The organism is Gimesia sp. (assembly GCF_048262075.1).
GTDB lineage: Bacteria > Planctomycetota > Planctomycetia > Planctomycetales > Planctomycetaceae > Gimesia.
On sequence record NZ_JBLXFK010000001.1, the window covers coordinates 219,142 to 232,337 of the forward strand.

General features: G+C 51.1%; 11 protein-coding genes. 6 read left to right on the plus strand and 5 right to left on the minus strand.

All coding sequences use genetic code 11. The annotated features are described in order from the left end of the window. Positions 1 to 417 precede the first annotated feature (417 nt). The 6 genes from ilvA to ACN0YH_RS00805 all read left to right on the plus strand — a co-directional run bounded on the left by ilvA (position 418) and on the right by ACN0YH_RS00805 (position 6,833). The gene (gene ilvA, locus ACN0YH_RS00780) at positions 418 to 1,938 is read left to right on the plus strand and encodes a threonine ammonia-lyase, biosynthetic (protein WP_417377649.1); all 1,521 of its coding nucleotides are present in this window, start codon (positions 418 to 420) and stop codon (positions 1,936 to 1,938) included. A 194-nt stretch (positions 1,939 to 2,132) separates the two neighbouring features. Continuing rightward, on the plus strand, positions 2,133 to 3,149 hold the full coding sequence (locus tag ACN0YH_RS00785) for an alpha/beta hydrolase family protein (protein WP_417377650.1): 1,017 nt from the start codon (positions 2,133 to 2,135) through the stop codon (positions 3,147 to 3,149). 253 nt (positions 3,150 to 3,402) lie between these two features. Further along, positions 3,403 to 4,095 carry a hypothetical protein gene (locus ACN0YH_RS00790; RefSeq protein WP_417377651.1) on the plus strand — a complete coding sequence of 231 codons (693 nt, stop codon included), beginning with the start codon at positions 3,403 to 3,405 and terminating at the stop codon, positions 4,093 to 4,095. A 138-nt stretch (positions 4,096 to 4,233) separates the two neighbouring features. Beyond that, the gene (locus ACN0YH_RS00795) at positions 4,234 to 5,634 is read left to right on the plus strand and encodes a pentapeptide repeat-containing protein (RefSeq protein WP_417377652.1); all 1,401 of its coding nucleotides are present in this window, start codon (positions 4,234 to 4,236) and stop codon (positions 5,632 to 5,634) included. A 90-nt stretch (positions 5,635 to 5,724) separates the two neighbouring features. Beyond that, on the plus strand, positions 5,725 to 6,204 hold the full coding sequence (locus ACN0YH_RS00800; RefSeq protein WP_417377653.1) for a hypothetical protein: 480 nt from the start codon (positions 5,725 to 5,727) through the stop codon (positions 6,202 to 6,204). Positions 6,205 to 6,383: 179 nt separating this feature from the next. Then, on the plus strand, positions 6,384 to 6,833 hold the full coding sequence (locus tag ACN0YH_RS00805) for a DoxX family protein (RefSeq protein WP_417377654.1): 450 nt from the start codon (positions 6,384 to 6,386) through the stop codon (positions 6,831 to 6,833). A gap of 223 nt (positions 6,834 to 7,056) precedes the next feature. On the opposite strand, the gene ACN0YH_RS00810 is transcribed toward ACN0YH_RS00805, so the two are convergent. From ACN0YH_RS00810 to ACN0YH_RS00830, 5 genes are all read right to left on the minus strand, one after another. Then, positions 7,057 to 7,305, minus strand: coding sequence for a hypothetical protein (locus ACN0YH_RS00810; RefSeq protein WP_417377655.1), 249 nt, complete (start codon positions 7,303 to 7,305; stop codon positions 7,057 to 7,059). Between the two features lie 125 nt (positions 7,306 to 7,430). Further along, positions 7,431 to 7,961 carry a hypothetical protein gene (locus ACN0YH_RS00815; RefSeq protein WP_417377656.1) on the minus strand — a complete coding sequence of 177 codons (531 nt, stop codon included), beginning with the start codon at positions 7,959 to 7,961 and terminating at the stop codon, positions 7,431 to 7,433. A gap of 124 nt (positions 7,962 to 8,085) precedes the next feature. Continuing rightward, on the minus strand, positions 8,086 to 8,655 hold the full coding sequence (locus ACN0YH_RS00820) for a hypothetical protein (protein WP_417377657.1): 570 nt from the start codon (positions 8,653 to 8,655) through the stop codon (positions 8,086 to 8,088). A 264-nt stretch (positions 8,656 to 8,919) separates the two neighbouring features. Beyond that, a complete protein-coding gene (locus tag ACN0YH_RS00825; protein WP_417377658.1) occupies positions 8,920 to 9,975 on the minus strand; it encodes an alpha/beta hydrolase in 1,056 nt (351 codons plus the stop codon). 120 nt (positions 9,976 to 10,095) lie between these two features. Next, positions 10,096 to 12,840: an MGH1-like glycoside hydrolase domain-containing protein gene (locus ACN0YH_RS00830; protein WP_417377659.1), complete on the minus strand. Its 2,745-nt coding sequence runs from the start codon at positions 12,838 to 12,840 to the stop codon at positions 10,096 to 10,098. Between the last annotated feature and the right edge of the window lie 356 nt (positions 12,841 to 13,196).

A 13,196-nucleotide genomic window follows, 5' to 3' on the forward strand; every position in this document is an offset into this window, starting at 1 on the left:
TAGAAAATCCTGTCGTATGAAACAGCAGGGCATTGAAATTCATGTTCCAGCAACCTCTTCTTTCAAAAAATAATACGTTTGCGAACTGCCCTCTATGCCCCATTACCCAATGACACTGATAAGAAATGGATGGTCCCGAATGCACATCCGGGACGAGCGCAGCGAGCAGGAAACTGACTGATCGTTTCACAGGGCAGAATAAACTCTCCCAACCCAGCAAATCAGATCCCAAACGCAACTCGCTAACAGCACACTGGCTTAAAAATACATTTCCCTGTATTCTAACAGTTCTCAACATTCCGCATGCAGATGAACATGCAGAACCAGAAGGCATGCAATATGAACCAGAACCGTTCCGCTTTGTCAGTTAAGAAACACTTTACCATTAACTACCCCCTGCTTTAAAAGTCACACTTCATGGAAACACGTTTGCTGGATTACCTGCAGAGAATTCTCAACTCCCGCGTCTATGATGTCGCCATTGAATCGCCGCTGGAACTGGCGGAAAAACTGTCAATCCGCCTGGGAAACAAAATCTGGCTCAAGCGGGAAGACAAACAGCCGGTCCACAGCTTCAAGCTCCGTGGTGCCTACAATAAGATGTCACGACTGACACCCGCCGAACTCGAGCGGGGCGTCGTCTGCTCCTCCGCCGGAAACCATGCCCAGGGAGTCGCCCTCAGTGCCCGTCAGCTCGGCTGCCAGGCGCATATTGTCATGCCCGTGACCACTCCCGAACTCAAATCCGACGCGGTCCGCGCCCTGGGGGCCCAGGTCATCCTCTGCGGTGACAGCTATTCCGATGCTTACGTGCACGCCCTCGAACTGCAGCAACAACACCAGTACGTATTCGTGCATCCGTTTGATGATCCTGATGTCATCGCCGGCCAGGGTACGGTCGGTATGGAAATCCTCCGTCAGCACCAGCATCCCATTCACGCCGTTTTTGTTGCTATCGGCGGCGGCGGGCTCATCTCCGGCATCGCCGCCTATATCAAAGCAGTCCGCCCTGAAATCAAAGTCATCGGCGTGCAGATGGCCGACTCCAACGCCATGCTGCAGTCCATCGAAGCTGGCCAGCCCGTCACTCTGCCCGATGTGGGACTCTTCTCCGATGGCACCGCCGTCAAACTGGTGGGCACGGAAACCTTCCGCCTGACTCAGGAACTGGTCGATGACTTTGTGACCGTCGATACCGACGCCGTCTGTGCCGCCATCAAAGATGCCTTTGAAGATACACGCAGCATCCTCGAACCCGCCGGTGCGATGGGCATCGCCGGGATGAAACAGTATGTCGCACAACAGCAACTGCAGGGACAGGATCTGGTCGCCATCACCTGCGGCGCCAACATGAATTTTGACCGCCTGCGGTTTGTCGCCGAACGGGCCGAGGTCGGGGAAGAACGTGAGGCCCTGTTTGCCGTCACCATTCCTGAAGAACGCGGCAGTTTCAAACAGTTCTGTGAAATTGTCGGCCAGCGGAGTGTCACCGAATTCAGCTACCGTATTTGTGATGAACGCGAAGCGCATGTGCTGGTCGGCCTGTCGATTCGCAATCGCAGCGAAGTCCCGGAAATCACGAACGACTTTGCTTCCCGGGGGTTCGTCGCCCTCGACCTGGTCGACAATGATCTGGCCAAGGACCATCTCCGTTACATGGTCGGTGGCCGCAGCCCCCTGGTCGGCAATGAACGACTCTACCGCTTCGAATTCCCCGAACGCCCCGGCGCACTCATGCGGTTTCTCTCACGCATGCATCCCAACTGGAACATCAGCCTGTTTCACTACCGTAGTCAGGGCTCCGACTTCGGCCGTATTCTGGTCGGTATCCAGGTCCCCGCTGCCGAGTTACCTGACTTCCAGAACTTCCTGGCAACATTAGGCTACCGCTACGTCGATGAATCAGACAACCCCGTCTATCGCCTGTTTCTGCGGTAACCTTATCAGTGTGAGTACAGAATTTCCTTCGCTTTTCGCGCCTGATCTCATAAAATCAAACGACACGCTGAGCATTACCAGGTGTTAAATAAGCATCTCCCATTTTCACCGTTCAGTGTTTCGAGCGCCGATACACAATAATCACTGTCGAAATCAAGTCGCTTCCAAATCGGCAAGCAAAACAGGATGAACCCATGAAACTTCTGCCTCTCTGTCTGTTTCTGACCGCCAACCTGCTCTTGCTCGACCACAACTCCGCGCAGGCAGAACCCTATAATCCCCTGAAAGTGACAGATAGCAGTCCTCGGAAACCAATCGACATCACAATGCGTGACAAAAACCGGGATCGGGACATCCCCCTGCGGATTTATCTACCTGCACAGAAGCAGGCCGCTCCGGTAGTCCTGTTCAGCCACGGACTGGGCGGTTCCCGGACAGGCTGTCAATATCTGGGAGAACACTGGTCGGCCCGCGGTTATGTTGTCGTCTATATGCAACACGCCGGCAGCGATGAAGCAGTGTGGAAACAGGCTGCTCTACGAGAACGACTCAAAGCGATGAAAGCGGCGACCACGGTGCAGAATACGGTCGACCGTTATCAGGATGTCTCTGCCGTACTCGATCAACTGGCCATGTGGAACAATGACTCAACAAATCAGTTCCACAAAAAGCTGGACCTGCAGCACATCGGCATGTCCGGCCATTCCTATGGTGCGGTCACCACCCAGGGAGTCAGCGGCCAGGCCTGGCGACTCGTCGGCCAGCGATTTACCGACCCCCGGATTGCCGCCGCCGTCATGTTCAGCCCCAGTACGCAAGGCAGAACCGACCCCGCGCTCTCGTTTGGCGAAGTCAAGATTCCCTGGATGCTGCTGACGGGCACCAAAGACACTTCCCCCATCACAGACACCACGGTCGCAGACCGCCGCAAAGTCTATCAGGGCCTGCCCGACACAATCGACAAATACGAACTGGTCCTCATCGACGCCCCGCACTCCGCATTTGCCGACGGCACAGAACGCCCGGGGCGTTTCCGCCGCAATCCCAAATATCATCAGGAGATCCTGGCCGTCACCACCGCCTTCTGGGACACCTACCTCCGCCGGAACGAACACGCCCGCGTCTGGTTACAGGGCAAACCCTGCCAGCAGCAACTCGACCCCAAAGACGAATGGCAGTTCCAGACCCGATCGGGAAAGAAAACAGAGTAGAAATGCCTCATCATTCACGGCAGGATCGCAAACACGCGGGCCGGGAAGCCTGAGCTCCGGAAGCAGCAGGCAGAGAAATATCAAAGCAGCGATACGTCGATGGCAGGTGGTGTGAATCTGAATCATCTCTGGTCCCGGATGTTTAAGTGGAATTGCAGCCAGCTGAAAATAAGTTTGCTCTCCGTTGATTTTCCTGTAATGATGAGCTCTCTACAAGCATTATATGCTCCCCGATTCCTCAGAGGGCTCCCTGATGACAAACTCACCACTTCGCAAGAAAATCGGTTACACAATGCTGATGCTCCTGGTTCTGGTTGTGGCATTTGATCAGTTCTTGCGCTATTGTCAGACTCGACTTGAACCTTATAACGGCGATCCCCCGCTCAAAAACACGATGAAATTGCTGGGGCTGGCGTTCCATAATTATCAAGAGCGACATGGGTCTCTGCCAGACGACATCAGGGACACATCAACGGACCTGAACCTGCTCAGTTGGCGTGTGCGTCTGGCTGAAGAATGGAATCAGAGGCTGCCTGGTTATCAAAATTCCGAACCGTGGGTCGCCCCCGGCAACCGCGCGCTGACTGGCTTTCTTCCCGATCTGTATGAACATGCGAGCAATGGCTTGCCGGTCACTCTGAGTGACCAGCGTGTGGCAGGTCTGACGAGTGCCCTGGGGGTGAAAAATCCAAGTGGCAATTGGAACGGCACCGACCCGGACAGCGAGCCTGTGCTTTATATTAACAGCAAACCGTTCCTTTGCGTCGGCGTCGCTGCAGCGGAACGAGTCCCCTGGACCAGACCGGTCGATTATTCGATCTCCGAGGTAATCGATAAACTAGAGCAGGACCAGGCCAGTACCTCACCCACAATCCTGTTCGCCCTCTTCGCAGACGGCTACGTCATCCCGCCCCCGTTCACCTGGAAGCTGAGCGCGCCTGAGTAATCGATGGAACAGCGAAAAGCTTCTGTACACTCATTTAATAGAATGCTAGCATAGTCTGTACATATTAATTGGACTTACTAACCGTTTATCGCAATTTTTATTTGGGGTTTCCTCCCCTGCATCTGAGAAAAGACATCGATGGCAAACAAAAAGCATGTTGAGATCGTAAAACAGGGAGCGAAACTGATTCAGGTGGCTCGCTCAAAGTCACCGGAGCTTCAATTTGACCTGAAAGGTGCCAAGCTGTATCAAACAGACTTGAACGGAGCCGATTTAAGTCAGGCTAATTTCAGAAAAGCTTTTCTGAAGGAAACAAAATTGAAAGCAGCGGATTTAAGTCAGGCAGACTTCGAAATGGCAACTATTGAGAATGCCGATCTGAGTGAAGCCAATTTGCAGAATACCAATCTGTATTGCGCGAGATTAAATAAGTGTAATTTGAACAACAGTGATTTACAGGAAGCTAATCTTTCTCGTTCCTTTCTGGAAAAAGTCAATCTCAGTGAATCTAATTTGAGAAAAGCAAACCTGTATGGGGCCACACTGATTATGGTTAATTTAATTAACAGTGATTTGAGGGACACGGACTTTACTGCGACTACTCTCGTGAGACCAGATATGAGCGGAGCAAATTTAAGCCAACTGGTTTTGACGCAATTGAATTTAGATAAAGCCTGTTTGAAGGGGGCCTGCTTAAGTGATACCGATTTAAGCAATGGGTTTTTGAGACGAGCCGATCTAAACAACGCCAATCTGATTGATGCCAATTTGGCCGTGGCAGATTTAAGTTTCGCTACCCTGGTCAACGCTGATTTACGTGGTGCTAATCTGAAAGGTGCCAATTTAGTGGGTTGTGATATGAAAGGCTGCAATCTCTCATGTGCTGACTTAAGTGGTGCAGATTTATCGGAGGCCAACCTGGAAGGTGCCACATTAGTCGAAGCGAACTTGAGTGGTGCCACTATGAAATGGACTTATCTGAGAGGTGCTGACCTGTGGGACAGCAACATGCAGGATGTAGTACTGATTGAGAATAATTTAATAAACGCAGACCTCACTGGAGCCAAACTGGAGGGGGCCCGCCTGAGAGGTGTCATCCTCGAAAATGCCACAGGATACGAACTGAGTGAAAAACAGATCGCAGTGAATTCCAAAGGAAGCAAGAAACCATGGATCGGTCGCGGAAACCAAATCCTGTTGTACAGTCTGTTTACCTTCCTGGTACTGTTGGGTATTGGCGCGCTCATGTATCCGGAGAAAGTGGATAAACAATCACATAACGATCTGTATTCCAATACGTTTATCGGACTGGCATTCGGGGCGCTGGGAATCGGTTTTCTTGTCGGATCGGTATACACTGCCCTCGACAAAGGATATCCCGGAGAATTCGGCTTTATTATCTGTTTCTTGTTTTTTGCTCTCGGCGCGATCCTCTCCATTACCGTTCTACCAGAATTATTTGCCGTCGCACTGTTCGGACTGGTGATCGTCACCTGCCTGGGGGACCAATCCAGAAAGAACCCGTTTGAAATGACCTGAACCAATGATGGATTGTCGGCCTTTTGCATAAGGTGAACTCTGTGATTGCACTCCTGTGTTAGTATATGATAACTCACAGGGAATAATGTTATGGTTACAGAAACAGTACCATTAAAAACCAGCATCCAGCGGGTCATTACCGCGGCGGTGATTTTGTGTACCATGTATCTCATTTCATATGCGATCGTGGGACAATCCCCGCCATCACGATTTAATCCGACCAGAAACCTGTTCCAGATCTTCTTCGCTACTCTGCAAGCGGGGCCGCTGGTCCTACTCTGGCAATGGATCCGCTATCGCCGCTTCGAACCGGCGGTGATGCTCTGGGCCGCCTATGGGGGAGGTTGGCTGCTGCTCGTCTTGCTCTCGCAGAATATTCCCCTGGGGCTCTTGTTTTACCCGATCATGATTGTCTGCTCATCTGGAGTTTTTTTATATGCAACAATCCTGCTCAGCGCGGAAATCCGCACACGTCGATTCGATGTGACCACGTTTGTCGCTACGATTGTGCTCCTGTTCTCCAGCGGTCAGGTTTTGGTGGATGCAGCGCTGAACCCCATTGTGATTTGAAAAGTGTGATCGGGGTCCCCGCTCTTTCTGGGTGATCACTTTACTGGTACACTACAAAATCATATTCAAGCTGTAATTCGACAGACAGAGCGTAATTGATTTAGAATCATCCCCATGTTTTAAACATTCCGCAGAATTCCCTCCAAATCGAATACTCAATCATATTAGAGAACCCGTTCATGAAACTAATCCAAAAGCTCACGAACTCCTCGGCGTCCTCCTCCATCATATTGATCCGGCTGATGGTGGGGCTGGTCTTCCTGTCTGAGGGGATTCAGAAGTTCCTGACCCCGGAGACGCGTGGCGTGGGACGATTCATCAAGATCGGCCTGCCGGAACCGGAATTTCTGGCCTATTTCGTAGCCAGCTTTGAAGTCGTCTGCGGCTCATTGATCGTGCTGGGGTTACTGACACGCCTGGTCGTTCTGCCGACGATCACGATCATGCTGGTCGCGATTATTTCGACAAAGCTCCCCCAGTTCTCCAGCGCAGGCTTCTGGGAGATGGCCCACGCAGCCCGTACCGACTTCTGCATGCTCTTAGGATCGATCTACCTGCTCATCCGCGGCGCCGGCCCCTGGTCACTCGACGCTTCCATCGACGGTAAAAAAGAAGAAGACATTGCTTAAGAAACCCCAGATCTAACAGAATGTAAACATTCACTTCCCCGTTTCGGTTCCGGACACCTTTATTTAATTGCCATTAGACTCTGTCCAGTTTTACAGTGGTGCCTCCAAGACCATTTGGGCCGAGTATAGTAGATTGTGAGACACTACGGTTAAATGTGATGCGATCTAGCTTTGTACATAGTGAGATGCAACTGTCGCCTTTGACTGGGGTGGGCCCATAGCTTTACCAAGCAAGCGATCCTATCGACGTTAACACAAATTCCCGATGATCGGACCACTGATCAGTGCTGACTTTCAACAGCAGGAAGTCAGCCTGGTTATCGACACTGTGAATCATGACCCGTTCGACTCCAAACTTTTCCTCAAAATGTAAAGAGATCATGTCTTTTGCAATAAACTCTCTAGCATCCGCCCAATCTTCAACCGATTGCTTCGTCAATACGTTCTCGAATTCGACCGTCACCTGTTGCATGTTCACAACTCCTTCACGAAGTCACTGAATGATAGATGCTTTGGAATGTGAAGGCACATAAGGGGTCCGACCCGGCAGTCCCAGTTCCATTTTCGGTTCCCGACCACTTTAATATTTTCTTCTGTTTACTTTTTTCTGTGCGCTTTCGAAATCGTACTTTCGTAGATTCGACGAAGTAGTCCTTCTTCTTGATTCCCTCCTTGTGACAGACGATGGGCATACTGACAAAGTACATAGTCTATGTCCACGCTATAATTATTGTTTTTAACATTGAAGCCAGTTATCACTGGACGGTGATACGAAAGGTCGTTTTCGTTTGCTATGTAAAAAGTCCATTGAAGCGAAGATCCATTTCGGACCAACATCTCTGAAATGAAGATTGCGATGTCGTTACATAGTGAAAATACACGTGTTGAAGGAACATCTCTTACACTGTCTTTATGAACTTCAACTACGAGCAGATTATGAAGTTGCTCGATGGCATTGAATTCATCATCAAGTGAGAACCCAAGTTCATGCGCATACCGCTTGAGAACTTCAATTCGCTCGTCTTTCTGCGAAATAAACCAATTGTACGCAGCCTTAGCATCATTACGTGGCATTTCGTGAAGTGGTCTATCTACTTTCGGATCAAATATAACGTAAGTATCGTTCATGGGACTATCCTAATTCCGATTTCATTAGCTTCCAAGAGGGGCTTTAAAGGGTCAGCCCCCGATTCATCAGTCCCACATCCATTTTCGGTTCCTGACTACTCTAACCCTTTCCAGAAATAACTGATTACGGCCGCATCTTTTTTCGACGAGCCAAACGGTAACATGTTCGCCAACTCATTGTTGGAAACAGCGAGTGAAGCTGAAAACATGTTGGTCCCGTGAGCTTGTCAAACGAATTGCGAACTGACTCGACTGCTTTCGGGTACGCATTCAGGAGCAGTTGATAGTCCTGCAAACAGATCAAATAATTCTGAGGAAGGTGTCTTTCAAAATGAGTTCGTTCATCATTGCCGTATTGGGCCTGGATCATGAACAGTTCAAAATACGTTGCAAAACCTTCTTCAAGCCCGCTTGCGTTTCCGCGGGTGCCATCTGAAACATGCAAGTGTGCAGCCTCATGAGCAAGATTTGCGAAGAAGGTCGGTTCGTATTGCATTGCATTTGGACCGATATAAACAGTGGCATCATCTCCGTGTAAATCAAATGTGGGGCCCTCATTCCAAAGCAGGACACCCTTCAATTGATAATCATGCAGTGGTTCCCCCATCATAATATTATTCAATATGGTGCGAAATTCTGCTAACAGGGCAATTCCACGTTCCTCCATCTCATCAGGCAGACTTGTACGATTCATTTTATCGAAACTCAATCAACAGCCATGAAGGCTGAGTTTGAAAGGGTCAGACGCCGGTGTCTCATTTTCGGTCCCCCCCCTTTGTCTTGCCTCAATTCTCTTAAATTAGGAGACTTTAAGGGGCCTCCCCGGATTTGTCACTATACCAGACGCTTTCTCTGACAGTTTCCTGCTCGCTGCGCTCGGCCCGAATTACATTCGGGCCCACCCCTTCTATTCACTTACTCTGCTGATTGATCGTGTGGTTCATGGTCCGCAGTCAAATCACTCAGCGTGCCAGCCGCGCCAGGTCCAGATCAGGGTGTCAGCCAAAGTCTGTTCGAAAACTTTGCGGTCGCAGTGTCGGGTGCATTTGCTGAAAACGTAGCGGTAGTCGTAGCCTTTGGCCTTGAGGGCAGCGGCGGTTCGCTTATTGGCCATCACCCAGTTGTGATAAGTTTCTTCAGGGTCGTTGGCACGGAGGTCGTTTTCGGCGACGTGCGTGAAGATTCGCAGCGGCTTCTTGTCGCTGTTTTCGATCAACTTCATGCTGGAATGGTATTCCCAGGCCCCCAGGGGAAACTCTGCTTCTTCAGGGGCATCGTCGTCCTGCTGATCGACGAACGTGCCGGAATAGGTAATCAGGCGACGGAACAAATCGGGACGGAACCAGCCCATTGTCAGCGCCGCCGCTCCGCCCGAACTGCAGCCCATGGTAGCCCGGCCCCAGGGATTGTCGGTAAAAGCAATATGGGGGTAAGCAGCTTTGATCTCTTTGTTGTTAAGCACCGCTGGCAGGACTTCGTCATTGATGAAGCGGGCATAGCGGTCGGACATTGTATCGTATTCCAGTCCACGCTCACTCCCCTTGCCGTCGTTACCGCCATTCTGCACGCCAATCACGATAAACGCTGGCAGCCTGCGTGCGGGGTCTTTGGAGATCGTCAGGTTATCCAGGGCATTGCGAACCAGGTCCATGCGGCTCGGCCCGTCATGCGTCACCAGAATCGGCGCTTTCGTACCATCTTTGTATTCTGCGGGAACGTAGACGAAAATCTTGCGAGTTTCCCTTACCGGCTTTTTCGGGTCGAGTGTCTTATCGGTGCCGGGAAAGATTTTGCTGTCCGCCAGAGGCATTGAGAATTCGAAACTTTTTCCCTTCGGATTTCCCTGGTCAGTCAAATCGGGAGCAATCTGATATTTCGGTCCAATCACAAAATTGCCATTGCCTTGCGTGCCGGGTTTCTCCGTATATTCTTCTGCAGATAACATGGGACCGGAAGTAAAACCAGACACGGCAAATGTAAGAAGACAAAAGAGATAGTTCGATTTGAGCAGCATAAGGGATTCCATCGATTGCAGGTGACACGGGGAAAGAAAACAGAACCAGCCATAAAGGCTACTCGATTTCATCTCCCTGATCAATTTAGCAGTCGTGAAAGTGGAGTCAGCTCCCGCAAGTTAAGTATCCAGCTCGTCTTCCTGAGGCTGCATCGTTCCCGGTGCAGTCTGCTTGCTTTGCTCACTCTCTTTACAGCGACTGGCCAGTGTTCCCAGAATCGGTGAAATCAATGCTGTCCAGCCGGTCTGATGGCTGGCACCTAAACCGCGTCCTGTTTCCGCATCAAAATATTCGTAGAACAAAACCAGGTCCCGCCAGTGCGGATCATTCAACAAGCTATCGGTCCGCGCGTAGCTGGGACGTCCCCCATCCTCTTTCGAAAGGAACAGATTCGACAGACGCTTGCGGATTTCGTCGGCCACTTCCTGCAGATCCATGTAATTCCCCGAGCGTGTCGGACATTCCACCCGCAGCGATTTCCCGTAAAACAGGTGATAGCGTTCCAGCGCTTCAATCAACAGATAGTTGAGCGGAAACCAGATCGGCCCGCGCCAGTTGGAGTTACCCCCGAACAACCCACTGTCCGACTCCGCCGGCATATACTGCACACGCAGTCGTTCTCCATTCAAGTCGTATTCGAACGGATGCTCTTCATGGAATTTCGAAAGTGACCGGATCCCGTAGTTTGATAAAAACTCGTCTTCGTCCAGCAGATAACGCAACATGCGCAGCAGACGCTCGCGGGTAGGAATCGCCAGCAATCGGCGGCCGCAGTTTTCAGTCTCCTGATCACGTTCCATGTACGTCATGAATTTGGTCAGATTGGGACGGCTTTTAAGGAACCAGTCCATCCGCTTGCGAAAACCAGGCAGCTTATCAATGGTCTCATCGAACAGCACATCAACGGTAAACAGCGGAATCAACCCCACAATCGAACGAATTTTCAGCGGGATACTTCGACCATCCAGGTGCAGATGATCGTAATAAAACCCATCCTCTTCATCCCACAGGCCGGTTCCGTCCAGCGAATTCATCGCTTCGGCGATCGAAACGTAATGCTCGAAAAATTTCGAGGCCATGTCTTCATAAGCGGGGTTTCCATCTGCCAGTTCAAAGGCAATTGACAGCATGCTCGAACAGTAGAACGCCATCCACGCGGTCCCGTCGGCCTGTTCCAGGTGTCCCCCTGTCGGCAGTGGCTTGGAGCGATCGAAGATACCAATGTTATCCAGACCGAGGAAGCCACCACTGAAAACATGCTTGCCGCGGATGTCTTTGCGGTTCACCCACCAGGTAAAATTCAACAGCAGTTTCTGAAACACGCGTTCCAGGAAGTTCCGATCGCGATCACCGTTAGACGCGGTCATCTGGTACACACGCCAGCAGGCCCAGGCATGTACGGGTGGATTCACATCGCTGAAGTTCCACTCGTAAGCGGGCAACTGACCGTTGGGATGCATGTACCATTCGCGCAGAAACAGGATCGCCTGCTCTTTTGCAAAGTAGGGATCGATTTTGGCAAACGGGATCAGGTGAAATGCCGAATCCCAGGCGGCATACCACGGGTATTCCCACTTGTCAGGCATCGAAATAATATTCCGGTTGTACAAGTGCCCCCAGTCCGCATTCCGCGGGCTCGGCAGCCCCGGTGACGGGGTCTCGTCTTCCCCTTTGCGTGGATTCTTCAACCAGCGGGGAATCACGTAGTGATAGAACTGTTTTGTCCATAACAGCCCGGCATCAGCCTGACGCATAATCTGCTGTTCGTCCGCGGAGAGTCCCGGCGAAACCAGCGAGCTAGAATAGCGGTCCGCTTCATCAATCCGCTGTTTGAATACATCATTGAACCCGGAGCCAAAGGCTTCGTCAGGCAATTCAGCAACCGCCGACATGCGAAAGCGAAACTCGACGGACTCGCCAGCAGGGACCGTACACTGATAATGGGCGGCTGATTTCGTTCCCTTCGGTCGTGGGTTCACCACGCCTTCGATACCTTCCACCACTGACAGATGGAACGCATCCTTGCAGGAAGGACGCTTGCTGTTGGGATCATCAAATCGCCAGGTGTTTGTTTCGTTCTCGGTAAACATCCACTGCGGAAGTTTACCGTCTGGTCCCACGTCCGCAACCAGCTGAAAGTCGCCCAGCGATTCATGCTTCGCCAGCAACCGGTCCGCTTCGAGTTTCGCCAGGCTTGGCTTTTGTTTGGGGCGCTCCAGAGTTTCTCCCCAGCTCCACGTATTGCGATACCACCAGGTCGGCAGTAAGTGCAGCGGTGCCTCCTCTGGCCCGCGGTTAAATACAGTGATGCGAATCAGGATGTCTTCGTCAGCCGCTTTGGCGTATTCGATCTGAACATCGAAGTAACGCGCTTCGTCAAAGATCCCGGTATTGGTTAATTCGTATTCAGGCTCTTTCCGTGAACGCTTCGCATTTTCTTCGCGGAGCTTTGCATAAGGAAATTCATCCTGCGGGTATTTATAGAGTGCCTTTAGATACGAATGTGAAGGCGTTGAATCCAGGTAGTAATAAGCCTCTTTGACGTCTTCCCCATGGTTGCCTTCCGGCCCGGTGAGACCGAACAGTCGCTCTTTCAGAATGGGGTCTTTGCCATTCCACAAAGCCAGACCGAAACAGAGTCGGCACTGCCGATCACAAATTCCCAGCAGTCCATCTTCTCCCCAGCGGTAGGTGCGCCAGGTCGCTCCTTCATGGGTGAAATTCAACCAAGGATCACTATCCGCCGTACTCTCGCGGACTGTTCCCCACTGACGCTCAGCCAGGTACGGTCCCCAGCGTTTCCAGTTGGCACCAGGTCCACGCTCCGATTCGGTGACAAGACGATCCCATTCTACTTCAGACATAAATGTATATACTTTGTTAACGGTCAGGCAGAGGCAGGCGTGCCCGAATATTTTGCAGGATGTGCGCAAGAATATTGCTTTCCTGCACGGGAATCAATATCTCTGCACCAGAATTACGCTTCTGATACTCTAATTGCGAATTTCGTTCCTATCCCTCAGGTCTTATCAGAATTGTAATGAAAAGCAACTGACTGAACAGCCCTGAATGATTTCAGCCACATTTGCCTGTCCCTGTGAAGGGTTACAGTGTGATCGATGCCTGATAAGAAGCATGCTGAAAAAGCACTGATCAAAATTATCAATGCTCGTCAGAAATAAGATCAGAAAAAAAAATCAGGGCGTCCCTTTTCGGCGGC